Source organism: Macrococcus brunensis, from assembly GCF_004359615.1.
Lineage (GTDB): Bacteria > Bacillota > Bacilli > Staphylococcales > Staphylococcaceae > Macrococcus > Macrococcus brunensis.
On record NZ_SCWA01000018.1, the window covers coordinates 1 to 26,594 of the forward strand.

Below are 26,594 nucleotides of genomic sequence, written 5' to 3' on the forward strand. Positions count from 1 at the left end.
TTATTACGTAATTACATCAGTAAAAAAATGGATGATCGCTACCTCTGTTTAGGTGTTTTCAATTTTTAAATTTTCGTAGAAAATAAAAGTTCAGAAAATTCTGTATTTATTTATGCAACACTAGTGACTTATACCCTCTTTACATTTATACATACAAAAAAAAACAGCCAATCGGCTGTTTTTAAAAATCTCGGCTAAATCCTGGTTTATCATGGTTCAGCTTAATGGTACCTGCTGTCAGATAACTTGCATATGCGAGCCATGCGACATAAGGTGTCATTAAGAGACCTGCTATCTCATTATGGTCATAAAAGATGAGGGCTGCTAAAAGTCCAGCCGCAAGCAGACAGAAGCTTTCAATGAGGGCTGTACCTCGTAATTTTAGATTAAAATACAAAATCGACCATAAATAGTTTAAACCGAGCTGTGCATAATGACTGACCTTAACACTTTTGTCTGTCGTGTAGCGATCAGCTAAATAATAAGCCACGCCCATTCCTGTATAAAGTACCGGCCAGACAATCGGGAAGGCAGCAGGTGGTGGTGCGAGCGGCGGCTGTTCATACTGCTTATAATCGTCTTGAGCTTTACTCGTTAATGCGCCGACTATGAGACCACCTGCTAGTGGTAACGTCATTTTTATGATTTGTTTCTTAACGGTCATGACTATCCCTCCAGAGTATAATTACTTATTCTATACCCGAATGGAAAATAATTACTCACTGACATTGAATAGATCATTGAATGACTCCACAATCGTTGGATGTGTATAGATCGTATCACGAATGACCTCATAAGGAACTTGCTGATTCATAGCAAGTGCAATCAAGTTAATCAGCTCATCAGACTTCACACCGTAAAGTGTCGCACCTAATATTTGATGTGTCTTCTTATCAACAACAGATTTAAAGAGTCCTCTGCCTTCGTCATCTATTGTGTGACGCGTGATGCTTGAGACTTTGACTCTACCTTCCATAATGTCATAGCCTTTAGCACGAGCTTCATCAGCTGTCATACCGACGACAGAAATAGGCGGTGTGATGAAAACGGTATACGGAATAATACCTCTATTTTCTGTCGTGCGTTTACGCTCGCCAACAAGTCCGTCTTTAATAACACGGAAATCATCAAGCGAAATATATGTGAACTGGGGTCCGCCCGTCACATCACCTGCAGCATAGACATTTGGCACAGTTGTTTCAAGATATTCATTTACTTTGATCTCACCGCGTGCACCGAGTTCTATATCTGTGTTTTCGAGTCCTAAATCTGTATTCGGCTTACGTCCTGTCGCATAGAGGACTGCATCTGCTGTAAAATCGCCTTGAGATGTCTTCACTATGACCTCATCACCTTGATCTTCAAATGCTTCAGTACTCGCATTTAATACGAAAGTCACATTATGCGCTTCCATATCTTTGATGGCCATAGCAGCAATCTCCTGGTCCTCGTGCCCAAGAATTTGGTTGCCACGCTCAAGGACCGTGACTTCGGTACCGAAATCACCGAATGATGCAGCGAACTCAAGTGCGATATAGCCGCCCCCGACAATGACCAGACGTTTAGGCTGCTTCGTCAGCTGCATAATGCCTTCTGAATCATAGACGTGTTTCGATTCTATAACCCCTTTAATAGGTGGCACGTTGGAGACAGCCCCTGTATTGATGACGATATGCTCTGCTGTCATTTCTTCTGCTGTCCCATCTGCAAAGTGCAGTTCAAGTACTTTATTCGATTTGAAGTGTGCTTTTGCGTCAATTACTTCTACATTTTCTTCCCCAGATAATTTATGATAATTCTTTTTGTTCAGAAGTGACGTCACTTCTTCCTTACGAGCAATCGACTGTTCGAATGGTCGTTGCTTCGCACTATCGTGAATGAGTAACTTTGAAGGAATACAACCGATATTAATACAAGTTCCCCCGTACATTCTGCTGGATTTTTCAATCACTGCGACCTGTTTACCTTGCCGACCCATAAATTTAGCCAGCGTCTTTCCTGCCTTACCAAAACCGATGACAATTAAATCATACTCTTTCATTACCATGTCCTCCTTATGTTTGGAACAATTGATGAAAACGCTTCAATTAATTATCTCACTGTTATGAACTGATTGCCATTAATATTCCAGTTTCAGCTGCTTCATTCGCGTATGAAGAGTTTCAAAATCAATGATCCGTGCTTGCCGGTGATATTCTCTATCCTGATTAAAGAGCATGACTACCGGAGAAGTAAACAAAGAGAGCTGACCCGCTGCCTCAGGAATCTCATCAGCCATCAGATAATAGCCCGAAATTTGTTCTTCCTCTACCAAAGCTTTTACACGAGGATAATCAGCATGACAGACTGAGCAGCCTGTTGTCATCGTATAGAGCAGTTTCTTTTCATTATTATTCAAGATCTTAAGCCATTCCTCGTAAATATTCAGTTTTACCATTTTATAACCTCCAATAAAAAAGAGACAACGATAACGTTGTCTCTTGAATTCTATCCTATTTTACACGTTTATCATCATTAGGAATTAAGAACATGATAGCCAGGAATGATACTAACGCCATAGCTACGTTCACCCATAATGCAATCATTGCACCGTGAGAAAGTCCCAGTCCAACAATAGCAGTCGCATAGACAGCACCACTGATTGCCATACCAAAACCGTTACCTAAAGATGAAGCCATTTTGTAGATACCCGCTGCAACCCCTGCTTTATTTTCAGGTGCAGTAGATACCGCTGTATCTGTAGAAGGCGTTGCATAGATACCTAAACCTAAACCAAATAATAAGTAACCGATAATTGAGCTGACGATATAGAGCATTTGAGGCAGGAATGTTAATGAAATTAACAGGATACCGATTGCCGCAATAATTGATCCTAACATCATCGGTTTTTTAGCGCCCATTTTCTGTAACATCTTTTCACCGACACGAATCATCAGTAAGACCATCACTAAGTAAGTCAGTGATAAAGAACCTGCTTGGAAAGATGAGAATCCAAGGCCTTGCTGTACAAATGTATTCGCTACAACTAAAGTACCACCGACTGCGTTTAACAGGAAATTAGAAACAACAGCACCTGTATAAGGTTTGTTAGAGAAGAGGTGGAAGTCGATTAATGGATTTCTTGATACGCGTTCACGTAAGAAGAAGATGATGAATGATACGACGATTAAAGCGATTAAACCTAATGAGATCATTGAAGTATAACCAAATTCTCCACCTTTAGTGATGAAGAGTTCAAGACCTAATACAAATACGACTAAAATGGCTAAACCAGGCACGTCAAAGCGTGTACGTGTTTCTTCATCTGCTTTTGTTTCAGGTGTACCTTTAATCAGGAAGATTGCAATAATAGATAAGACGATTGAAATAACGAAAATCCATTGCCATCCGAATGTTGTTGCAACGGCTCCACCGAAGAATGAACAGATACCTGAACCACCCCAAGAACCGATTGACCAGAAACTTAATGCTCTCTGACGATCTGCACCGTGGTAATAAGCTTTAACAATAGCGAGTGTTGCAGGCATGATTGCTGCTGCTGAGAAACCTTGGATAACACGTCCAACCATCATAACAGCTGGAATAGTTGTCGCTATAACGAGGACTGAACCGATAATGCTTAAAATAAGACCGGCTTGTGTGACTTTTACACGACCGTATTTATCTGCTATACCACCTGCACCTACCACGAACATCCCACAGAAAAGAGCTGTTAAGCTGAGCGCTGTATTGATGTTACCCATACTTGTATTAAAAGTATCTTTTAATGTCGGGACGATGTTAACGAGTGATTGAGCAAAAAGCCAGAAAGTTAATACTGCAAGAACAATACCGATAATTAACTTGTTATCGCCTTTAAAGTTTTCACTTGTGTGATTTTGATTCATGATTATCCACCTTTTATCGAGTTTTTTTCAACACATTACTTTTAGTTCCACTAATTAAAAATTTACAAACATTCTTTAGAAAAACGACTTAAATTTTCAAATATTCTGAAATTTTGTAAGAACAGTTATTCTATTATGAACAATCCTGCAGTAATTCCTCATAATCTTTCAGTTGTATAATCAACTGAGTTTTAACTGTACTACATCAATCTTAGTCTTCAGGACTCCTCTCCTGTTTTTTAATACCACTACTATACACCAAAGCGTTAAAGTATGAGACATACAAATGTGAACAATTAAAGAAAACGCTTATTTTTTAAGTGTATTTACCTTTTATAAGTATATTTTTACTCGTTGAATTAACTAAAAAGGTTCCTGTTAACTCTTGTTATATAGCATGTTTCTACTATATAAATAACTTTTGTATACATAACCTGTCTTCCTTGAGCTTTCTATGAAATCAGTTAGAAAAGTTAACAAAGTAATACCTTGAATGTTAACTTAAAACTCACATTCAAGGTATATGGTTTAATAAATATCTGATTCATTGTTAAATTGCAGCAGATTGCTTTTAACATCTGCCAGAAAACGTCCTGCAGCAAGTCCGTCTAAAATACGGTGATCAATCGACAGACAAAGGTTGATCATATCAGCAAATTTAAGTCCACCTTCTTCAGTTGGTATTACTCGCTTATTAATACTTTCAATCTGCAGGATAGCGGCTTGCGGATAATTAATGATGCCCTGAGACATCACTGAGCCAAATGAGCCCGTGTTATTGACTGTGATCGTCCCCCCCTGCATCTGCTCAGAGGTCAGACTGTTATTACGTACTGCTTTTGCAAGACGATCTACTTCTTTAGCGATTCCTTTAACCGACAATTCATCTGCATTTCTGATGACCGGTACAAATAGGTGATCATCCGTCGCAACAGCAATAGAGATATTGATGTCTTTAAAGAAAGTGATTTCATTATCAACCCATGATGCATTCATCTTTGGATGTTTCTTCAGCGCCTGTGCCACTGCTTTGATGAAGAATGGATAGAATGAAAGTGAGATGCCCTCCTGCTCTTTAAAAGTGGTTTTATGAGCGTTACGCAACTTTACAAGTTCTGTAACGTCCGCTTCCACCATCATCCAGGCATGTGGAATTTCATTAACACTTTGTACCATGCGCTTGGCAATCGCTTTTCTGACACCATCTGTCTGCATCACTTCTGTCGCAGCTGCCGGAGTCACGGTTTCAGACTTTTCTGCTGCTTTTTGAGGCTGGAAGTTCAGAATATCTTTTCGTGTGATGCGACCATGCCGACCTGTCCCAGTCACTTGCGAAAGATCGATATGGCGTTCCTGCGAGAGTTTCAGCACTGCTGGAGAATAGCGCATTTGATGCTTTTCTTCAGGAACATCTTTAGCTGACGCGTCATCATTCAGTGACTTGTCGTGATCCTCAGCTACTTCTTCCTCTTCCTGCTCGCCTGCTACTTCAATCGTCATAATGGGGTCGTGAATCGGAATATCTTTATCCAGTTCAACCAACAGTTCTTTGACAGTGCCTGCAAAATCAGAGGGAATTTCAGTAGTCACTTTATCAGAAGTCGCTTCAGCTATTGGCTGATAACGTTCAACTTGATCGCCCGGCTGGACAAGCCAGTTTGTGATAGAGGCTTCTGTGACACTTTCACCTAAACCTGGTAATACAATAGTCTTTATCGCCATGATGACGCTCCTTTACTCTTAAAATTCAGCCAGTTCACGCATTGCATGCTTTACTTTCTCTTCATTAATCAGAAATTCACGTTCTAAAGATAGCGCATAAGGCATGCTCGGTGAATCCGGACCTGCCAGACGACGGATAGGCGCATCTAAATCGAAGAGTGCTTCTTCAGCTATAATAGCCGCTATTTCACTCATTACACTTTGTTCTTTGTTATCTTCTGTCACAAGTAGGACTTTACCTGTTTTCTTCGCTGCCTGAATCAATGTCTCTTTATCAAGTGGATATAAAGAACGAACATCTACAATTTCTGCTTCGATATTCTCTTCTGCAAGTGTCTCAGCTGCTTTAAGTGCAAATTGAAGAGCCATCCCATAAGCAATGACGGTTATATCTTCACCTTGTCTGACAATATTCGCTTTATCAAGCGGCACGACGTAGTCTGTATCAGGTACGTTTTCTTTCAATAATCTGTAAAGACGTTTATGCTCAAAGAACAGCACTGGATCATCACTGCGAATCGCTGCTTTTATCAGTCCTTTCGCATCATAGGCAGATGATGGTGTGACGACGCGAAGCCCGGGCTGTCCTACAAAAATCTTATCCGTCGTCTGTGAGTGGTAGAATCCGCCTCTGACACCGCCACCATAAGGCGTGCGGTAAACAATCGGTGCAGTGAAATCCCCTCTTGTCCGGTAGCGTATGCGGGCGGCTTCAGACATGATTTCATTGACCGCCGGCAAAATATAATCTGCGAACTGAAATTCACCAATGGCACGATAACCACGTACACCAAGCCCAACTGCCAGTCCACCGATCAGCCCTTCTGTAAGGGGTGTATTGAATACCCGTTTATCACCAAAACGTGCTGCCAGATCTTTAGTCACACCAAAGACACCGCCTTTTACACCGCCGACATCTTCACCAAAAATAACGACCTTGTCGTCCTTTTCCATTTCTTCTGCGATTCCACGATTGATTGCTTCTAAATAAGTCATCATTGTCATAAATGGACCTCCTCTCTAATTCTCTGCCCAGACATGTGCCAGAATATCGGCTGCATCCGGATCCGGCATGTGTTCTGCTTCATCTGTTGCCTTATTGATTTCTTCTTTCAGTTCCAGCTCCATTGCATCTATATCCTGCTGCGTCAGATAACCTTCATCCAGCATCTGTTTCTGAAAAGCTGCAAGCGGATCTTTTGTCTTCATTTCTTCCAGTTCTTCTTTAGAACGATAAACCGTCTGATCATCATCCGATGAGTGAGAAGTCATCCGTGATACCATCAGTTCAACAAGTGCCGGCCCTTTCCCTGCACGTGCTGCTTCAACATAGTGTTTGAATGCAAGATAACATTCAGTAAAGTTCATGCCGTCTACTCGAATCCCTTCAAAACCATAGGCTGCTGCACGCTCTGCCATCTCTTTATTGGCATACTGTTCTTTGATGCCTACAGAGATAGCCCATAAGTTATTTTCGACTACAAAGATAATGGGAAGTTTCTTGATGGCGGCAAAATTCATCGCTTCTGCAACTTCACCCTGGTTAAATGATCCTTCTCCGGTTGTCGTTACAGTCACAGAGTCAGATTCCTCCAGTAACGCAGCGTAACCGATTCCTGTTGCAACGTTCAGCTGCGTAGAGACAGGGGAAGAATGTGAAATGATGTTGTGTTCTTTTGAGCCATAGTGATTTGGCATCTGGCGGCCATGAGATGAGGGATCCGCTTCTTTACCGAAGGATCCGAGGATAATATCTTTCGAGGACATCCCCCAGGTCAGACAAGCTGTCATATCACGATAATAAGGCAGGAAATAATCTTTTTCCGGCTGGAAAGCCATGACCATTGCCACTTGCCCTACTTCTGCACCTTGCCCGGAAATATTAAATGATGTTTTACCGATACGTGTCAGCTGCCAGAGTCGTTCATCTAATCTCCGGCCTCTAAGAACATGTTTAAACGCATGGATAAGTTCTTCTTTCGTGAGTCCTGTTTCTTTTAGTTGTCTCATTTTTTACCTCCTATTTATGAATCGCCAGTCCATAACTATCCAGTGCTGCCTCCATCAATGTTTCGGACATGGTCGGGTGCGCATGAATCACGTCACTTAATTCAAGTGCGGATGCATTTAAGTAGATACCTGCTGCTGCTTCGCCGATCAGCTCTGTAGCATGTGGACCGATAATCGTCACACCGATAAGGTCATCAGTCTGGGTGTCTCGCAGTACTTCAACAAAACCGTCCGGTTCTCCGTAAATGAGTGATTTCCCATTGCCTCTGAAATGAAACTTGCCGACTTTGACGTTCATATTTTCCGGGAAATTCGATGCATGATAGCCAACACTCGCAATCTCAGGTTGTGTATAAGTACATTTGGGAATATCATGATAATTAAGCGGCATCACTGCTTCTCCCAGTAAATGACGTACAGCTATTTCACCTTCTTTGGCAGCAACATGTGCGAGTTGAAGCGTATCAATGCAATCACCGATCGCGTAAATATGACTTTCTGCTGTCTGATAGTAATCATTGACCTGGATGCCTTTATCATCGAACTGAACGGATGTGTTCTGCAGTCCTATACCGTTAACATTCGGCGTCCGGCCTACAGCAACCATGACTTTATCAAATGTCATAATATCGTGCCCTACTACTTCAATCTGCACCTTCTCTGACTCTACTGAGGCACTTCTGACAGCTCTTTGCGTCATCACTTGAATGCCACGTTCTTCAAACTGCCTCTGCAGTTCTTTCGCGACTGATGCGCTTTCGTTGATGACGAGCCGTTCTGCGTATTCTATGATTGTGACATCTACTCCAAAACTGTTCAGAAGAGATGCCCATTCCACGCCAATGACACCGCCGCCGATCACTGCCATTTTCTTCGGCAGTTCCTGCAGACTAAGCACCCCGTCTGATGTCAGAATAAAGGTTTCATCTATCTCGACATCTGGCAGGGTACGCGGAGAAGAACCTGTCGCAATAATGAGCTTTTTCGGTACGATAATCTGTTCTTCCTCATCTGAATTCGGGAAAGTAACTGCTACGGCACCTGAGACAGGCGAGAAAATAGAAGGACCTAATATCGCGCCTTCTCCGTGATAGATTTTGATTTTATTTTTTTCGCATAAGGCTTTCACCCCTTGATGCAGCTGCTCAACAATCTTTTCCTTCCGGGCCTGTATTTTCAGGAAATCAAAGCCTGCTTCACTGCTCGAGATACCAAATTCACCAGCCCGTTTAATGGTGTCATAAACTTCCGCACTGCGTAGCAACGCTTTAGTCGGAATACAACCGCGATGCAGACAAGTGCCCCCGAGCTGTTCTTTCTCGACGATGACGACTTTCTGTCCTTGTTTAGCCGCATGAATAGCAGCCACATAGCCACCTGTCCCTCCGCCTAAAATGAGTAAATCTGTTTCTAATACCATTCAGCCACTACCTTCCATTTCAGTTATCAAATGCATCTATCTATACTGAAAATCTCTACGGTAATTATTCTAACACTTATTACCTGCTACTAGTAACTAATAATAATTTGATTTGCAATATTGATACAAATCATGTAAATAGTTGTATTCCTATATTTATTGGGCTATGCTATATTCACTTATTAAGTTGTCTAAGAGGTAATGTTTTTAAGAAAAGGAATGATGCTTATGACTATTAAAGGTGTATGTTTCTATGGCGACGAAGGTGGAATATGAAAAAAATTTTCTTGTTTGCTGTCATATTGCTCGGAGCTGGGGGATATCATTACCGGGAGACCTTTACGGCATCAAACAATCAATTAGTAAAGCAGATGAGACCTGACCCTATGACCATAAATACTTATGATGAAGGTCAATGTACTTATTATGTTTTTGATAAAGTCAGACAGGATGGCAAAATGATAGCGAAATCCTGGAATGATGCAAAATACTGGGCAACACGAGCAAAAGAAGAAGGCTATATTGTGAACCAGCGACCTCTTGAAGGTTCGTTACTGCAATCAGCCCGAGGCAGACAAGGACATGTCGCTTATGTGGAACACGTCTATCAAAACGGGAGTATTAAAGTAACAGAAATGAACTATATTAAGCCTTACTATATCTCGGAACGTGTGCTGACCAAGCAGGATATTCAGCGTTATCAGTTTATTCATCCGAAAGGTAATCCTAGAACAGATGCTTAATAACAGTCATTAAAAAACTGACGCATCTGGACGTGTTAAATTGACGTGACAGGGAATAATATATTTAAAGGAAAGGGTGTGGACGATGTCTCGCGCAAAAGTTTGGCCACTTATTTATCTGGTTGTATTTATCGGTACACTTGTCATGAACTATTTAACTTCAATGAATGTCGGCAGAGTAGCTAATCAGGATCAAGCACTGATTCAGCCTGCGGGTTATGCTTTTTCTATCTGGAGTCTCATTTATCTGTTCATTATCATCTGGATAATTCGTCTGTTGTTAGATAAACAACAATCTTACGACTTAACGCAAGGTGAGAATCTGACATTCTGGCCGATTCTGAACTTTATTCTGAACGGCTTATGGATTTATGTCTTCACGCAGAACTGGAAGCTCACTTCAGTTATCGTTATCATCGCTTTACTGCTTACTTTAGTCATTATCTACCGCAAAATATCGCAGCATCATAATCATCCATTTGACCGCTCAGTTTTTAGTATTTATTTTGCCTGGGTTACCGTAGCGACAATAGTCAATATTTTCACCTATGTGAAATCACTCGATGTTTCGCACGTCATAGGACTGTCTGAACTGACATGGACATGGGTGATGCTGGTAGTGGCAACTGCGCTTTGTGTTTATATCGCATTTAAGTATCACGATTTTCTTTATCCGCTTGTTTTCGTCTGGGCCTTCACTGCTATCTATTTTGAAAATCAGCATTCACTGCTATTAATGATCCTTATCGGCTGTATTGTAGTTCAACTAATCACAGCCCTCACTATATTGATACGAAAGTTTAAAAAATGATCACAGTGCCCAGAAACAAATAAAACAGCTTTCCCCATTATGTGGGAAAGCTGTTTTTTAATAAGAGATGCTCCATCACTTTCGGCATATCTCCTGGCGTCATAATACCTATGATGTCTTCTCTCTGCTTAATGGCGCCTGTTTTAGAAATCAGCAGCACCAGCTTGGACTGACCTTTCTGATTGATGCGTTCTATCATTTTTTTCTCAATTTCATAAAGCGGCATGTCCTGCCTTATCACTTCATAAGAAGCACCTTTATCGTCTTTAGTTAAAATTTCGCTGACCTTATATTTGTTTAAATCAAGTGGTGTTTCCTTCCTCACAGATGACAGCCAGTTCGTAATACCGTTGTCTGTCAGAATACCGAGAAAGCATTGTCCCTGAAAGACTGGATACTGAGAAACATGATACTGTTCTACGAGCTCAAGGACTTTCAGCAGGCTATCACTGTCTCTTAAACTGATGACTTCTTTACTGAAAATACTGACGGTCGCCGGATTCTCGAATTGTTGACGGATTGTCGTCAGCATATCGATGAATTCTGTTGTAGGCTCTGCTATATTGAATGTCTCTTTCTTTTCATGTACAAGTAAATTGCGTAGTTCACGGGCCATATCGATATCATCCTGATACTGCTTGATGACAGGATGCTTCTCTTTTAGCTGATAGAGCAGTGAACCGAAATTATCATCGCGTTTTGTGTATTTCTTCATCGCTTCATGCAGTAAATTGAATGCTGTCAGAAACTGATCCAGATTACCCAAATATCTTCACTCCTTTAAGCTTTTATACCCGTTTCACGTGTAACTACTGCCATCATCTAGCCCAGAAAATAAAAAATACGAACCTTTGGCAGGGTTCGTATTTGAAATCACTATTTGGCTTTAACAATATCGTCACGATGACCGTTCAGATAAGCATAGACTAACCCTACGAAGATACCGCCACCGATAAAGTTACCGATGAAAGCAAAGACCACATTTTTAAGAATATCAATCCATGAAATAGCAGCCGGATTGTAATACATCATACCGGCGAATAACCCTGTATTATATACCACGTGCTCATAAGCCATGAAGACGAATATCACGACACCGATAGCGATGAAGAATGCTTTTGCGAGTGCCTCTTTACACTGCATGGCAATAAAGATACCGATATTGATAAAGAAGTTAGCAAAAATCGCTTTAATCATAATCGCCAGCCAGGTTGATTCAATTGTTTTAGCAGAAACTGTCTTTGTAAGAGCGGTGACCATTTCAGGCGTCATCACTTTCGTGCCCGTCATCATACCGAATAAGATAAAGCCGCCGATAATATTACCGATAAAACAATAGATGAAGATTTTTGCGACCTTACTCATTGAAATCGTCCGATAATAAAGTCCTACCGTCAGGTACATAAAGTTACTTGTTAATAGTTCCGCTCTTGTCATGACAATCATAACGAGCGCGATACTGAAGGCGATAGCGCCTAAAATATTGACAAGTCCGTGACTTGCCCCTTCAAACTGTGTTTTGACAGCCAAAGAGAAGACAGCCATAATCGCCAGCAGAAAGCCTGCAATAATAGCTTTTAAAATATAGCGAGCCGGCTCACGGTCGACGTTCACTTCTTTTAATGCGACTTGTGTCAAAGCTTCTCCGATATTATCTGTACTGGTAAATGTATCAGATACGGACTTAACCGGTTTTTCAATTTGCATAAGTAAACTCTCCTTGTTTGTGATTTTATTAACATAATTTGATTTTACCACTTTCCGAGTAAGAGAGCGCAATTATTTTCATAAATTCATAAAATATCAGGTTCTATGCTCAATCGCAATTAAACGTGCGGCTATCAGCAAGTATACAAGATGTCCTGCCAGCCAGATGATAAAACCCGATGCTGAAAGAACAAGAGAATCTGTCACTGCTAAAGCTGTCAGCTGAAAATACAAAAAAATGAACTGAATGAGCGAAACAAGGAGCGCTGCTTTGAACAGCGTTCTATAACGGTAAAGAATGCTCAGCATATAATAGAGGACTACGCCGGCCATGACATGCAGTCCTAATTCTATGATAAAAGGCGCACTCTTAATCATAAAATCAATATTCAGCAATAATAGCGCTGTCTGTGTATGAAAGAGCTGATCAAGTAGCAACAGCACAATGTATAAACTAAGACTGGAGACAATTGCATAACAGAACCGTTTCATGAGTATGACCTGACCTCTCTTCTCTTATTTCTCTTCTACCCTACTTCCTTTTCCGCAAGCTTAGTTTTTCTTTTCCTGCTCCAAATATTGATGCATCAGTTTCAGCGGACCGTTGTAAGCAAGCGTAAACGCATATTTTGCTATCTCTTCCTTTGATTCTTTCATGCCACTCTTTACCCATTGTTTAATAATGCCGGTCTGGGCATTGACAATAAATGCAAAATAATAGTCAATCGGTACAATATCAACTCTCTCAGGCAGCAACAGCTGGTTTTTCAGTCTATTGCGAATAATGCGAGAAAACTCCTGCGGCAATCCTAAATCCTGATGAATCAAAGTAACCTTGAAATAATCCTGATTCTTTTCAATGACAGCGAGTATCAATCCAATCAATTCTGCCGCATATTGCTCAGGACTCTCTATCATATTACTCAAGGATTGCTTTGCTATATTCTCTTCCAGTTCATTCAATATCTCTTTTTCAAGTTTATCTCTTAAATCAAACTTATCTAGATAATGCAGATAAAAAGTTCCTCTGTTAACATCTGCTTTTTCAGTAATCTGATTGACTGTAATATCTTTGAAAGGCTTCTCTGACATAAGGTTAAAAAACGCTTCTTTAATACTTTCTTTTGTTTTACGCACTCGACGATCTTGCATTTTAACATCCTTCTTTCTATTAATAGACATTTTGTGAAAATATGTCTATTAATAAACATAAGTCATATTATTGATTATTGTGTTCTTTATTAATCAGATTATAATATACAGAGTAATTATTAATCAACATAATGTTCAATAAGGAGGACAATATGAAAATTTTAAAAAATAAACTGTATTATATTCCATTAATCGTAGGTACCTTGCTCATCTGTATTATGTCTACAGCGTTCTATCCCGCATTCAATCCGAAACCAAAAGAGTTACCCATCGCTATTGTCAATATGGACGAAGGGCTTGAAACTCAAGGTAAGGATATGAATATCGGTGATACATTCACAGATAAAATCAGAAATAATAAAGACTTGAATGAAACAGTGGATTTTATCAATGTTAAAGATAAAGACGCTCTGCAGAAAGGGTTCGATAACAACGAATATTACAGTGCAATTGTAATTCCGCCCCACTTTACAGAGAACGCGACGAGTGCGATGCGCAGTGAAATTCAGACTGCTAAAAAAGCCGAAGCGAAAGCAAAAGCCGAAAACGCGCAGGCAGACTTACAAGCAAAAGTCGCTAGTGGTGCAATCCCACCGCAGCAGGCACAGAAAATCGTTCAGGACATGCAGAAGAAAATGAAAGACATGCAGAAAGAAAATGCTAACTTATTAAAACCAATCGCTGTTAAAAAAGGTCAGCTTGAAGTCATTATTAATCAAGGGGCATCTAGCCAGGCTGCTGCAATTAGCGACAAAATGCTGTCAGGTATGGATGACAGCATCAATAAAATAATCAGTCAACAAGCCGTGGCACAACTCGATAAAAACAATATTAAAGTAGTAGCGTCTGACATGGATGCCATCATGAATCCAGTCACTGTTAAACATACAACCTTAAATCAAATTAAAGACCACCAAGGTAATGGTATGGCCGGCATGCTGCTATTCACACCTATCTGGATGGGCTCACTAGTAACAGGCGTTCTGCTCTTCTTCGCCTTCCGTACATCTGGTTTAGTCACGCAGGGTGAACGTCTGAAAGCGACATTTATGCAGGCGATTATGGCCGCTATCGCAGCCATTGTTTCAAGTATTCTCGGTGTCTGGTTCATCACACAAGTTCTTGGTTTCTATATGCCCGACATTACTCAGACAACGATGTTCATCGCTATTTCTATGTTCGGCTTTATCATGCTGATTCTTGGAGTCATGGCATGGCTCGGTATGAAAGCTATTCCTATCTTTGTGCTACTGTTATTCTTCAGCATGCAGATGCTCACCCTGCCTAAACAGATGCTGAACGAGTTTTATCAGAAATATGTATTGACGTGGAATCCATTCGGCTTCTACGCAGATGGTTTACGTGAACTGATTTACTTGCATAAAGACTTAACACTGAATATACCTGTTTTAGTGATGGTTGGCATCGCATGTTTTGGGTTTGCTTCATCATTACTCGCAGCAGCTCTCCGTAAACACAGCACAAAACGCGCTGAAGTTCCGACATAATCAGAAAAACCGATTTCTCTAATAATGAGAAATCGGTTTTTTATTTAATCATGTATGCTGAACTCTATTAAACTAAATAAATACTGCCTATTCAATAAGTATTACTGTGATGCCAATAAATTGGACGAGGGAAAGCGATGTAATAAGAAGTCCGGCTATCTGTAAGATTGAGTGCAGAGCCCATTGGTCTTTCTTTAATTTACTTTGCTATAATGAACCTAATCTATTTCACAAAGGAGATTCAATATGCGTATCCAGGATCACTTTATTTTTAAGTTGTTAGTGACCATTATCGGTTCATTCATTATCGCTATCAGTTTTAATTTATTCTTACTGCCCCACAATGTGCTGAGTAGTGGTCTAAGTGGTGTCGCCTTACTTGTCCATATCCTGACATCACTGGATACCGGTCTCGTTAATCTACTGATCAACTTACCTCTCGTGATTCTAGGCTTTTTAAAACTACCTAGACAAGTGATGATTCAGACCATATTAAGCGTCGGCTTTATTTCTTTTTTCTTATCTATCATCCCAGTGACACAAATATCTTCAGAACCGTTGATTGATGTTATTTTTGGTGGTATGCTCTGCGGTCTGGGGGTCGGTGTTATCCTAAAGTACTCGGGCACAACAGGTGGTATGGATATTATTGCAATGATTATCTCACAGCATAGCAATATCTCTATCGGTGTCGTTATGACAGCTTTGAACGGAATCATCGTCCTTTGTTCCGGTTTCTTCCTCGGCTGGAGCAATGCACTGACGACTTTACTTTCTATTTATATTACCGGTAAAACTGTTGATACCATCTTTACTTCACATATCAAATTGACCATCAATATCGTAACAACAAAAGGTGAAGCGGTCAGACAAGCGCTGATTGCTTCTATCAGACGTGGTATGACTATTACCGATACATACGGCGGCTATACTCAGAAGCCTGCACAGATGATTATGATGGTACTGACGCGCTATGAACTTCAGGATGCCATTCGTGTGGCTAAAGAAGCAGATCCAAACTGTTTTATCAATGTCCATGAGACTACAGAAGTTCATGGACATTTCGCAAAACCTGGCACGCGAGGATAATCAACGGTGTGAATAGACTTCATAACCATTCTGTCTTAATTCCTGTGTGAGTGCTTTCGAGATAATTCTTGTTTCTCGTTCGTGTGTGATAGTATAAAGAATTTCTTCTTTACCATTCATAAACGCAAGGTCCGCCTCTATACCATCAAGCGATTCCATCAAGGTGTAAGTATCATTAGAAACTGCTCTATAGAAACAGTTATAGCGCTTGAGGTATTCTGCAACCTTCATATTGTAAGGAAAATAATAAGAAGAGGCTCGGTCACCTGACCGGATAGTACCGGGCCATTCTCTAACCTTTTTAACAGTGATGATGTCTTCCTGAAATTCCTGGTAAAAAGGTTGTCCCTCAAAATCTTCATCACTTGTAACGGTAATGATTAATCTATCTGCATATTTGGCTAAATATTTTTTCAGCAGTGTTCTATACATGACTCTATCACCTATCTCCAGATAAAACATCCCATCCTCCTATACCATTTATTGTAATATTATTCATTTTAGTGTAACATAAAGTTTGACAGTAAGGTGTGTAGCAAACGTTATAAAATTATTTAATCATGTCTCGTATGAATTTCGAATACTTTTATACGGGGGAATTGTCGTGAACAATTCAAAAGAACTGATATTCAGAGACTGGAAATTTCATTTAGATGTACCGGCTGGCCATAGCATCCTGACGAACGAAGAGATGATTTCAATCCTGGATAAGGATTATGATACAATCGCACTTATCAATTTTCAAAATGATAGAGTTGAGATTGGTTCATCTAGCTATTGTGCTAAGATTGCTTTTAATGCAAGTACTAAAGAATTTTTCATCAGTCAAAAGGAAGAAGAACTATAAAAAGAAGTCTGGAGATTCTCCAGGCTTCTTTTTATAGAGTGCTTTTCAGTTCAGGTTTACGCGTTTTGTAGATAATAAAGCCGATGACAAAACCGATAATAGCAGGAAGCACCCAGCCCATACCAATCGAGAAGAAAGGTAGATAATGGTTGCCGAAGTTAATTATACTTTCTGCAAATGCTGTCTGACTCAGGAAAGCAGGGCTTGCTTTGATACCATCAATCAGAGCGGCAATCAGCGTGAGGTAGATAGTCGCCTGGTAGACGATTTTTGAATCATGAAATAGACTACTAAAGAGCGTCAGCAGAATCAGCACGATAGAAAGCGGATACAGGAACATCAGTACCGGCAACGAGTAAGCGATGATCTGCGTCAAGCCGACATTCGCAATAGTAAATGACACGATACTTACCACCGTTGCGAACATGATATATTTCTGACTCGGAAATAGTTCTACAAAAGTTTCAGAAAATGCCGTGATTAAGCCGATCGCTGTTTTCAGACAGGCGATGATAATAATCAGAGATAGAAGGATGATACCGTAATCCCCTAAGTAGTACTGCGTAATCTGTGCGAGTGCGATACCCCCATTGTCACTGACTTCGAACTTTCCTAGACTCATCGTTCCCATAACAGCGAGTAATGTATAAATCAGACCCATCAGCATCACTGTGACAAGTCCTGACTTGACCGTTTCTTTGGCGATTATTTTTGGATCAGTGATACCGAGTTTCTTGATGGTTGTCACGATAATGATACCGAACGCAAGAGATGCCAGGGCATCCAGTGTATTATAGCCGTCAATAAATCCTTTTAACAGCACAGAATCCTGATAGTTAGCCGATACAGCTGCATCTTGAATGCCTCCCATCGGACGAACCAGCGCCAGGAGAATCAGTAAACCGAGTAATACTAAAAAGACCGGATTCAGAAATTTACCGATATAATCCAGAATCTTCGACGGACGACGTGCAAAGAACCAGGCCACAATGAAGAATAAGCCGCTGAATAATGCTAAATATAAGCCCGTTGATTCTTCAGGCAGCGAAGAGCCGAATGCAATCTCAAAAGAAGTCGTTGCCAGTCTTGGTAAGGCGAAGAACGGACCAATAACCAGATAAAGCAGAATAGTAAAGATATAGGCATACGTTTTATTGACCCGACTTGAAATGTCGAAGAGACCATTTGTCTTTGAGATACCGATTGCGATAATCCCTAGAAAAGGTAAACCAATCGCTGTAATCAGGAAACCAAGATTGGCGATAAAGACATTCGATCCTGCTGTCTGTCCGAGATGAATCGGAAAAATCAGGTTCCCTGCCCCAAAGAACAATCCGAATAACATCGAACCGATAAACATATTTTCTTTAAAGGTGAGTTTTGATTTCATAATAATATCCTCCATATTAAATATTCATTAAACCCGTTAATAGACTAGAAGAATTTGCCCCTGAAATCTCTTTCCCTTTAACGTATTAATGTAAGTATTTCTCATTATATTATAAGATTCAGAAAATTTAAATAAAATTTTAAATTTAATGCTCATTTTTTATCCTTACATATAATTCGATAGGAATGGCAGAATGAGTCTATTTAACTCATTTGCATGTGTTTCAGGTAACCAGTGGCCGCCTTCTATTTCATGATAATGAAAAGAAGCATAGATATACTTCGCAGATGCTTTCATCTGATCAGTGGTTAGTGCAGGGTCCTGATTCCCTATTATCCCCATAACTGGCACGTTAACAGCATCTATTCCAGCTATGATTGTCTTTATATTATGGCGATACCAGTTTAGTCCTGAAGAAAGACGACCAGGCCGTATTAAATCCATATACCAATGCTGATGCATTCTATCGTTTTCTGCTATCAGCGTCAGTGCTTGATAATCACCCGCTGCAAGCACTTGTTCAGCTACGCCTGGTAAGATAAAAAGACCGATATAACTCCCTTTCATCATCTGCTTAAGCCCTCCGCTGCGGAAGTAACCACTCGGATGCCCGACACTCAGCGCTGTAAAACTGATCACCTGTGGTTCATAGTTTGCAGCCATATACCATCCCAGGCATGCACCCCAGTCATGACCAATGACATGAGCCCGAGCAATATCTAATTGTGCAAGTAACGTAAACATATCTGCTGCCGAGTCCTCAATCCGATAGCTGTCAGAGAGTGCAGTATTGCCATACCCTCTTAAGTCGGGTGCTATGACACGATAACCATTTTGGATCAACTGCGGCATCATCTGATACCATAGCTTCTTAGAATCAGGGAAACCATGCAGCAATAAGACAGGCTTGCCTCTTCCTTCATCGACAAATTCATATTGAATACCGTTAATCATCAATTGTTTTACGTGAAACATAAGGGTCCTCCTTTAATTTGTTTTACTATGAATACCCTATAACAGCTATTTATACATATTCTCGCTCTTCATTATTCTCTAATATGTTTCACCCATATAAAAGTCAAACAAACACTTGATGAAATTCATTTATTATAATACAACCCTATGCTATGCTTGAATGAATAGATAAAGAAGGAAGTTATGATGAAAAATACAAAAGAAAACAATGAACAGTGGACCGTGAATGAAAAGAATGAACTCTTAAAATTTTTATTTGAGAGGATGCCTGATAGAAGTAAGAAGTCTGTCAGAGCTGTGCTCGCAAGAGGACAGGTCTTTGTCAATGATGTATCAGTAAGCCAGTTCAATGCGTTTCTCGAACCGGGCGACATCGTTGCAATTCGTCTCAGTGCGCCCAACAAACAAGCCTCGCTCCGAGGCTTGAAGATCCTCCACGAAGATGCAGACCTTATTGTCATCGATAAAGAAGCAGGCTTATTATCGATTGCGACAAACAATGAAAAAGATAAAACAGCTTATCATATACTGTCAGAATACGTAAAACGGGCACATCCTAGAAATCGTATATTTGTGGTACACCGTTTAGACCGTGAGACTTCAGGTGTTATGGTATATGCCAAGACGCCTGAAGCGCAACAGATTCTGCAGAACAACTGGAAACAACTTGTGACAGAACGCACTTATATGGCACTGGTTGAAGGTCGTGTCTCTGAAAATGGTACCATCACAAGCTTTCTTTCAGAAGATAAGACACTCACGATGCGTTCAAGTCAGAATGAACAGCACGGCAAAAAAGCAATCACTCATTATACTGTCTTTAAAACAAGTCGTAAACAGACACTGCTTAAAGTCAATCTGGATACTGGCCGTAAAAATCAGATTCGAATCCATATGCAGGAATTAGGTCACCCTATCGTCGGCGATAAGAAATACGGTGCGACGACTAACCCCTTCAGAAGACTCGGTCTGCATGCACATATTCTCGCTTTTACCCATCCCGTGACTCATCAGAAGATGCGCTTTCAGTCTCCTGTACCACCGATATTCCTGACACAGTTCAAATAAGGAAAAGCAGCAGAATATGATCTTCTGCTGCTTTTCTATTTAGAAGTTCGACACTTTGCCGCTGATAATAAAATAGACACCGGTTAAGGCTAAGAGTGTGATGACCCCAAATAATATTTTATCCATTTTTGAAATCGGTCTATCGTGCAGTTTCTGGACATGCTGATAGACAAATATACCCGGGAAATAGAGAATCATCGTCAAAAGGAGATATTCAAGCCCTGCTGCATAGACGATCCAGATTGAATAGATGGAAGCCACTGCTCCTATTAAAGTCTGCTTACGGGAATGCTGTCTGCTGGACTTCAGCTGATAGAATGCACTAAATGCATAGGGTAACAGTACCGCTGACGATGCCAGGCTGAAAGCAAAGTTATAGGCTTTATCTGTAAAGAGTAAGGTGATGAAAAACAACTGAACAATTAGACTTGTTATCAGCATAGAGTGGATAGGTGCATGATTATGGTTATCTTTACCGAACCACGCCGGAAAGATATTATCTTTGGCAGCTAAATTGGGCACTTCTGCTGCGAGCAATGACCAGCCAAGCCACGCCCCTATAACAGAAATGATCAAGCCGATATTGATAACGACTGCTCCCCATTTACCGACAACTTGTTCCATGACGCCTGCCATCGACGGGTTGCTGAGTTCTCCTATCTGATTCTGGATAATAATCCCTTGCGCAAGAACCGTAATCATAATATAGATGATAAGAACGCCGAGAAGTCCGATAATCGTCGCTTTTCCGACATCACGCCGTTGTTTCGCACGGCTTGAAAAAACAACGGCACCTTCCACACCAAGAAATGCCCACACCGTCACCAGCATTGTACTTTTGACCTGAGCCATAATATCCTGAAAATCAAAACTTTTCGGACCTTGGTCAGTCATACCATAAAAACCTGTCATAAATGTATCGAAATTAAAGCCAATAACCAGTACGACTAAAAATAAGAAAAGTGGAATCATTTTAGCGATGGTCACAATCATATTGATTAACGTTGCATTCTTGACTCCTCTGGAAATGAGCAGAAAGACACACCATAATAATAACGAAGCTACTATTATACTGGGCAAATTACTGCCACCTTTAAACATCGGCAGAAAATGACCGAGTGCTGTCATCAGCAATGTGCCGTATGCAACATTGCCGAGTAACGCACTAAACCAGTAACCCCAGGCAGAATTGAATCCCATATAATCACCGAAACCTGCTTGCGCGTAACTATAGATGCCGCCGTCAAGTTTCGGTCTGACACTCGTTAAATTCTGAAAGCTGAGCCCTAGTGCTATCATGCCGACTCCTGTGATCAGCCAGCCGATGAGGATAGCTAGTCCGCCTGCTTCAGTACCCATATCACTGATCAGGTTAAAAGCACCACCGCCGATCATCGTTCCCACCACCATCGCAACGAGCGCCAATAAACTTAATTTCCTATCATTCGCTTTACCCAAATCTCTCCACCTCGATTAATCAAATACAGTCCTATTACTCTTCTTATGAGTAAAAATTTTTATCGACTTCTACCTTTACCCATTTAAACGGCCAAATAGCATTAAAATTCAAATAGATACCCCCAATCAGTAGATTGGAGGTATCTATCAATCATTTTTTTGATGCTGAATGACTTTCACATCTTTGTTATCAGCAATTTCTTTAGCACGCTTTGCCGCTTCCTGTTTTGTATCATGCGTTGAATCTGCGCGTTGAGCACCCTGTGTCTTCACGTGCCACTTATTATCTTCAAAGTAGACTTCAACGTCCTTGTCCATCAGCTCTGGATGTGCTGAATCATCTTTTTTGTGCTGCGTGATTTTCTTGTTCTTCAGTTCATGCAATTCTTCTGTTGAGGCCGCTTTATACCAGTCTTTCGCCTGTTTTGTCGCAATAGGAATCAAATCTTCTTCCTTATAGCCATCTGTCAGCATCGCATTTCCGATATCGATGGCCTTCTTCCGTTCAAGTTCATCAAAGTTCTTCCAGCTGTTCGGGTAGTCATTCATTGTCCACATCATCATCACTCCCATTTCAATTGTTACTCTTTCCATAACCCTTTTGAGGAGATATTAATCTTCTGTTAATGAAAAACTTAACCTTTATGACCGGCGACGAGCCCTTTTCGCAGTTTAATGGTGCCACTATTCGTTAAGGACGACGCTCGTATGACGATTTCTTTACCGTACTTACGACGGAGCTGGTCAAGGTAGTTTTCTACAATCTCCCGTTTCATATCTTCCGGTGCTTCAAAGAGACTCATCTGTCTGATTCGACTGTCACGCAGATTGCTGAAAGAAACACTTACTGTCCTGAAAAGGCGGTTTATCTCTGCATATTCTTCTAAGTGCCGCCAGATTAAACTAACAACCTGCATAGTCGCTGTGAAATAATCCTTCTTAGTGAACTGTTTATGGATTCCCCCGCCATCTGCATAGCCTACAGTAAAGGCAATCGTCGTCGGATACAGATTCTTCTCTCTGACGCGGTAAAACACCTCATCTATCTGTTCACTGATGACCGTCTTCAGTTCATGAAACTGGTAATCTCGCATTAGAATCTGTGACTTACCGTATGATTTGCCTTTGATGACATGCGGTTTGCGAATCACACTTTCATCTATTCCATTGGCATGCAAGTGCAGATCGACGCCGATAATACCGAAGTCACGCTTTAAATATTCAACTGGATAATGGGCTAGATCACCGATACTGAAGATGCCTTTCTTGTTCAGCTTCTTCTCCGTCCGATTATTAATGCCCCACATCTCAGTCAGTGGTTCGATATCCCACAGTTTACGGGGGACATCGTGATAACGCCATTCAGCGACACCTTCTGTCGTCCGTTTTGCTTCTAAGTCCATGGACAGCTTGGCAAGCAGAGGGTTTGAGCCGATACCTATCGTGCTGACAATCTGCGTCTGATTGTAGATTTCCTGCTGCAGTATACGTGCCATCTGATAAGGTGACCGGGCAAACAGATGATAGGAATCCGTGATATCCATAAAGAATTCGTCGATACTATACTGATGGAAATCTTCGGGCGCTACATATTGCAGCGCAATCGCTGAAATCTCGCTCGATACTTGAATATATTTAAGCATAGAGGGGTTAATGATATAAATATCTGAACGATGCGGAATTTCAAATAATCTTGATCCAGTTTTTATACCTAATGTTTTTAAAGGCGGTGTTGCAGCCAGTACAACAGAACCTTGACGTTTCGTATCTCCGACAACAGCGAGTTTAGTCGTCAGCGGATTCAGTCCTTTTTCGATACACGAGACCGATGCAAAGAAGCTTTTAAGGTCAACACAAAGTACATCACGAGAACTACATTGATAATAGTCATACATTCTCCCACCTCATTTATATATCAAGTGTATACGAGAACATACGTTCGTGTAAAGTAGTGAGAAGGACTCTTACTTTAATAAAATAATTCACTTAAAACGGCTTTAGTGATAGAGCGCTTTTGTTTCGGCAAGTCTATTCAGCAGTTCCTCTATCTCCTCATCACTGATAGCAAGAGAAATCCGAATATACTGATCACCATTTGAACCAAATGGCAAGCCCGGTGTCGTCAATATAGACTGTTTCTTCAGCAGGTCATCTACATATGCTTCGCTGTTATAACCATCCGGGATTTTAAGCCATAGGAAAATACCGCCCTGCATCGGCTCAAACGGAATACCTGCCTCAGTCAGGAAGCTTGTCACTTTATCTCTACGCTTTCTGAAGATGGCGTTCTGCGTCTCTAGGAAAGGTTCTCCCAGTGCCAGTGCACTGACCGCTGCTTCCTGGACGACCCCCCACATCCCGACTTGTGTATGGTCCTGATAATAATTGAGTGCGCCGACGATATCCTTATTACCTACCGCAAAACCAATCCGCACCCCTGACATATTAAAGCCTTTAGAGAGTGAATAAATTTCCACTGCCACTTCTTTTGCACCTTCTGACTGCAGGATACTTGGATTTTTAGCGTCGAATCCGAACGCTGCATAGGCAAAGTCATGCACAATCTGTATCTTCGTCCCTCTGAAGCGCTCGATAATCTCATCGAACCCTGCACGTGTCGCGACCGCTCCTGTCGGATTGCTTGGATAATTGAGATAGATGAGTCGAGTCTTGTCTAATACCGCGGAATCAAGTGCATCAAAATCCGGCCAGTAACGATTGGCCGGCAGTAGTGGCAGCTCATAAACTGTACCACGTGCAAGCTTCACACCTGCAAGATAGTCCGTGTAACCTGGGTTCGGCAGTAATACACCTTCTCCCGGTTCAATGACACAAAGAGGCAGGTTGACCAGTCCATTCTTCGTCCCATAAAGAATACAGATTTCCTCGTCTTTATCCAGCTCAACACCATAAGTCTCCAGATAGAATTGCTGAATCGCTTCTTTTAGGACTTCCTTGCCCCGGAACACGCCATATTTATTATTAGCAGGCTCCTGCACTGCTGACTGAATTGCTTCCAGCACTTCTGCCGGTACTTTCTGGTCAGGTATACCGACTGCTGTATTAATGAGGGGTTTAGTCCCGATTTCGAGCTTTCTGCCCATCGTCTTGCCGAAATAACTTTCGGGTATCGAATCCAGTAATCTAGAACGCATGCTCTCTCTCCTTCTTGTCATTAAAAATTAAAAACGTCATTACTTCAGCAGTAATGACGTTAGAAAATCACTTATCTGCCAAGCTTCTGCTTGATGGATTTAGCACAGTGCTCATAGAGCCTGTTGCTGAGACTTCATAGGGCCAGTTCCCTCCATCTCTCTGGATAAGACATATTTAAATGATTGTTATCAATATAGTATTAAAACAGGAGGTTGTCAAACCGGTTTCCGCTCCAACACTGTCTCTTTATAAGTGAAGTTCAGTTTCCTTTTCCAGTCGAGGCGCCTGCAGCTTAATAATCTGCCAGAAAATGACGATCATTATCAGCTGTGCCATACTTTTCTTTTGACTACTAGCTTGATTAATCATCAATAATCATTTGCATAAAAAGAAGACAACCATAGTCTTTCCTTGCTCGATATTCATTATTTTTCATCGTTCAGATAAGTTAATACAGCTGTGCCTACTGCTTTAGCTGCAACCATCATCGATTTTTCACTGATGTTGAATTTAGGATGATGGTGCGGGAAGATTTCCCCGTCTTCTGGTGCTGCGCCTGAGTAAATAAAGGTACTTGGAAGTTCTTTAGCATAGTATGCAAAGTCTTCTGACGGGGGTTGTGGTTCTGTCTGCTCAATTTGTACATCAGAGTGATCTTTAATGGCATTGACCACATACTCTGTGAATGCTGGATCATTATATAGCGCTGGGTAGTCATCATTATATTCCAATTCACATGTGACACCGTACATGGCTTCAAGCCCTGATGAGAGACGTTTAATTTCTTTTTCGATAGTTGCTTTTGTCTCTTCAGTCAATCCACGGACGTCTCCTTCAAGTTCAACAGCATCTTTGATCACATTAAACGGGCCTTTCCCATCGAATGAACCAATAGTCACAACACCTGTTTCAAACGGGCTGAGTCTTCTTGATACGACTGTCTGCACAGCAGTGACGAAAGCGCTCCCTGCTACAATTGCATCATTCGCCATATGCGGAGATGAGCCGTGACCACCTTTACCTTTGATCTTCAGTTTGAAGAAGGCACGTCCCGTCTGCACAAACCCAGGATAATAGTACATTTTACCTGTTTCCATCGTACTCATGACGTGGACACCGATCACGTTATCAACGCCCTCAAGTACGCCGTCCTTAATCATTGTCTGTGCCCCACCTGGCGGAACTTCTTCAGCTGGCTGATGAATAACGACAATCTTACCGCTGAAGCTATCTTTCATTTCGATCAATGTATCTGCAAGTATCAGCATATAAGCTGTGTGCGCGTCGTGACCACACGCGTGCATGACACCTTTATTTTTAGATGTATAAGGCAGACCGGTTTCTTCTTCGATTGGCAATGCATCAAAATCTGCACGAATCGCAATTGTTTTACCTGGTTTACCAGAGTCAATAGTCACTTTAACCCCATTCGCGCCGACATTTGTCTCGACTTCAGCATCTTTTCCTTCGTAGAAATCCGCAATATATTTCGGCGTTTCTTTTTCTTCGAAAGATAATTCTGGATTTTCATGTAAATGACGTCTGATGGCAATCATTTGTTCTTCTTTACTTTCAAGTGTTTTGATTAACTGATTGTACACGCCTATTCACTCCTTACGAAATCATTTTATTTCAATAATGTCCCCTTCTT

The 26,594-nt window shown here is 41.1% G+C and carries 26 protein-coding genes and 1 riboswitch; of the genes, 6 read left to right on the forward strand and 20 right to left on the reverse strand.

Translation table 11 applies throughout. The features are described from left to right. Nucleotides 1–181: 181 nt before the first annotated feature. From ERX27_RS09150 to lpdA, 8 genes are all read right to left on the reverse strand, one after another. Complete coding sequence (locus ERX27_RS09150) at nt 182–664, reverse strand: TspO/MBR family protein (RefSeq protein ID WP_133432534.1); 483 nt, start codon at nt 662–664, stop codon at nt 182–184. 51 nt (nt 665–715) lie between these two features. Beyond that, nucleotides 716–2,041 (reverse strand): hypothiocyanous acid reductase MerA, encoded by a 1,326-nt coding sequence (gene merA, locus ERX27_RS09155; protein WP_133432535.1) that lies wholly within the window; start codon nt 2,039–2,041, stop codon nt 716–718. Between the two features lie 78 nt (nt 2,042–2,119). Next, nucleotides 2,120–2,437, reverse strand: a complete 318-nt coding sequence (locus ERX27_RS09160) for a thioredoxin family protein (RefSeq protein WP_133432536.1) — start codon at nt 2,435–2,437, stop codon at nt 2,120–2,122. A gap of 55 nt (nt 2,438–2,492) precedes the next feature. Next, nucleotides 2,493–3,887: an MFS transporter gene (locus ERX27_RS09165; RefSeq protein WP_133432537.1), complete on the reverse strand. Its 1,395-nt coding sequence runs from the start codon at nt 3,885–3,887 to the stop codon at nt 2,493–2,495. Nucleotides 3,888–4,415: 528 nt separating this feature from the next. Then, complete coding sequence (locus ERX27_RS09170) at nt 4,416–5,609, reverse strand: dihydrolipoamide acetyltransferase family protein (RefSeq protein ID WP_133432538.1); 1,194 nt, start codon at nt 5,607–5,609, stop codon at nt 4,416–4,418. An 18-nt stretch (nt 5,610–5,627) separates the two neighbouring features. Next, nucleotides 5,628–6,614 (reverse strand): alpha-ketoacid dehydrogenase subunit beta, encoded by a 987-nt coding sequence (locus ERX27_RS09175; RefSeq protein ID WP_133432539.1) that lies wholly within the window; start codon nt 6,612–6,614, stop codon nt 5,628–5,630. A 15-nt stretch (nt 6,615–6,629) separates the two neighbouring features. Next, complete coding sequence (locus ERX27_RS09180; protein ID WP_133432540.1) at nt 6,630–7,619, reverse strand: thiamine pyrophosphate-dependent dehydrogenase E1 component subunit alpha; 990 nt, start codon at nt 7,617–7,619, stop codon at nt 6,630–6,632. A 10-nt stretch (nt 7,620–7,629) separates the two neighbouring features. Then, complete coding sequence (gene lpdA / locus ERX27_RS09185) at nt 7,630–9,039, reverse strand: dihydrolipoyl dehydrogenase (RefSeq protein ID WP_133432541.1); 1,410 nt, start codon at nt 9,037–9,039, stop codon at nt 7,630–7,632. 272 nt (nt 9,040–9,311) lie between these two features. On the opposite strand from lpdA, the gene ERX27_RS09190 reads away from it, so the two are divergent. After that, a complete protein-coding gene (locus ERX27_RS09190) occupies nt 9,312–9,782 on the forward strand; it encodes a CHAP domain-containing protein (RefSeq protein WP_133432542.1) in 471 nt (156 codons plus the stop codon). A gap of 85 nt (nt 9,783–9,867) precedes the next feature. After that, nucleotides 9,868–10,593: a tryptophan-rich sensory protein gene (locus tag ERX27_RS09195; protein WP_133432543.1), complete on the forward strand. Its 726-nt coding sequence runs from the start codon at nt 9,868–9,870 to the stop codon at nt 10,591–10,593. Between the two features lie 37 nt (nt 10,594–10,630). Here ERX27_RS09195 and ERX27_RS09200 read toward each other — a convergent pair whose 3' ends face one another. The 4 genes from ERX27_RS09200 to ERX27_RS09215 all read right to left on the reverse strand — a co-directional run bounded on the left by ERX27_RS09200 (nt 10,631) and on the right by ERX27_RS09215 (nt 13,452). Continuing rightward, a complete protein-coding gene (locus tag ERX27_RS09200) occupies nt 10,631–11,359 on the reverse strand; it encodes a CBS domain-containing protein (protein ID WP_133432544.1) in 729 nt (242 codons plus the stop codon). A 110-nt stretch (nt 11,360–11,469) separates the two neighbouring features. Further along, entirely contained in the window at nt 11,470–12,300 is an 831-nt protein-coding gene (locus ERX27_RS09205; RefSeq protein WP_133432545.1) for a formate/nitrite transporter family protein, read from the reverse strand. A 96-nt stretch (nt 12,301–12,396) separates the two neighbouring features. Next, nucleotides 12,397–12,792, reverse strand: coding sequence for a hypothetical protein (locus tag ERX27_RS09210; protein ID WP_133432546.1), 396 nt, complete (start codon nt 12,790–12,792; stop codon nt 12,397–12,399). A gap of 60 nt (nt 12,793–12,852) precedes the next feature. Further along, nucleotides 12,853–13,452, reverse strand: coding sequence for a TetR/AcrR family transcriptional regulator (locus ERX27_RS09215; protein ID WP_165983141.1), 600 nt, complete (start codon nt 13,450–13,452; stop codon nt 12,853–12,855). A 152-nt stretch (nt 13,453–13,604) separates the two neighbouring features. Between ERX27_RS09215 and ERX27_RS09220 the strand changes: the two genes are divergently transcribed. Next, complete coding sequence (locus tag ERX27_RS09220; protein WP_165983142.1) at nt 13,605–14,960, forward strand: YhgE/Pip domain-containing protein; 1,356 nt, start codon at nt 13,605–13,607, stop codon at nt 14,958–14,960. Nucleotides 14,961–15,206: 246 nt separating this feature from the next. After that, nucleotides 15,207–16,049 carry a YitT family protein gene (locus tag ERX27_RS09225; protein WP_133432549.1) on the forward strand — a complete coding sequence of 281 codons (843 nt, stop codon included), beginning with the start codon at nt 15,207–15,209 and terminating at the stop codon, nt 16,047–16,049. On the opposite strand, the gene ERX27_RS09230 is transcribed toward ERX27_RS09225, so the two are convergent. Continuing rightward, on the reverse strand, nt 16,050–16,511 hold the full coding sequence (locus tag ERX27_RS09230) for a hypothetical protein (RefSeq protein WP_133432550.1): 462 nt from the start codon (nt 16,509–16,511) through the stop codon (nt 16,050–16,052). Between the two features lie 142 nt (nt 16,512–16,653). Between ERX27_RS09230 and ERX27_RS09235 the strand changes: the two genes are divergently transcribed. Further along, nucleotides 16,654–16,896: a hypothetical protein gene (locus tag ERX27_RS09235; protein ID WP_133432551.1), complete on the forward strand. Its 243-nt coding sequence runs from the start codon at nt 16,654–16,656 to the stop codon at nt 16,894–16,896. Nucleotides 16,897–16,927: 31 nt separating this feature from the next. Here the strand turns inward: ERX27_RS09235 and brnQ are convergent, their stop codons facing one another. Together brnQ and ERX27_RS09245 are read right to left on the reverse strand one after the other, a co-directional pair. Then, a complete protein-coding gene (gene brnQ, locus ERX27_RS09240) occupies nt 16,928–18,286 on the reverse strand; it encodes a branched-chain amino acid transport system II carrier protein (protein WP_133432552.1) in 1,359 nt (452 codons plus the stop codon). 165 nt (nt 18,287–18,451) lie between these two features. After that, on the reverse strand, nt 18,452–19,261 hold the full coding sequence (locus ERX27_RS09245; protein ID WP_133432553.1) for an alpha/beta fold hydrolase: 810 nt from the start codon (nt 19,259–19,261) through the stop codon (nt 18,452–18,454). A gap of 186 nt (nt 19,262–19,447) precedes the next feature. On the opposite strand from ERX27_RS09245, the gene ERX27_RS09250 reads away from it, so the two are divergent. Continuing rightward, nucleotides 19,448–20,329, forward strand: coding sequence for an RluA family pseudouridine synthase (locus ERX27_RS09250; protein WP_133432554.1), 882 nt, complete (start codon nt 19,448–19,450; stop codon nt 20,327–20,329). 39 nt (nt 20,330–20,368) lie between these two features. On the opposite strand, the gene arcD is transcribed toward ERX27_RS09250, so the two are convergent. The 5 genes from arcD to ERX27_RS09275 form a co-directional block, all read right to left on the reverse strand. Next, entirely contained in the window at nt 20,369–21,787 is a 1,419-nt protein-coding gene (gene arcD, locus ERX27_RS09255) for an arginine-ornithine antiporter (RefSeq protein WP_133432555.1), read from the reverse strand. 147 nt (nt 21,788–21,934) lie between these two features. Beyond that, the gene (locus ERX27_RS09260; RefSeq protein ID WP_133432575.1) at nt 21,935–22,348 is read right to left on the reverse strand and encodes a DUF2188 domain-containing protein; all 414 of its coding nucleotides are present in this window, start codon (nt 22,346–22,348) and stop codon (nt 21,935–21,937) included. 74 nt (nt 22,349–22,422) lie between these two features. Continuing rightward, nucleotides 22,423–23,682 (reverse strand): Y-family DNA polymerase, encoded by a 1,260-nt coding sequence (locus tag ERX27_RS09265; RefSeq protein WP_133432556.1) that lies wholly within the window; start codon nt 23,680–23,682, stop codon nt 22,423–22,425. Between the two features lie 102 nt (nt 23,683–23,784). Continuing rightward, nucleotides 23,785–24,942 (reverse strand): aminotransferase class I/II-fold pyridoxal phosphate-dependent enzyme, encoded by a 1,158-nt coding sequence (locus ERX27_RS09270; protein ID WP_165983143.1) that lies wholly within the window; start codon nt 24,940–24,942, stop codon nt 23,785–23,787. 68 nt (nt 24,943–25,010) lie between these two features. Continuing rightward, a riboswitch (SAM riboswitch) is annotated at nt 25,011–25,113 on the reverse strand. A gap of 255 nt (nt 25,114–25,368) precedes the next feature. Then, nucleotides 25,369–26,544 carry a M20 family metallopeptidase gene (locus ERX27_RS09275; protein WP_133432558.1) on the reverse strand — a complete coding sequence of 392 codons (1,176 nt, stop codon included), beginning with the start codon at nt 26,542–26,544 and terminating at the stop codon, nt 25,369–25,371. Nucleotides 26,545–26,594 lie beyond the last annotated feature (50 nt).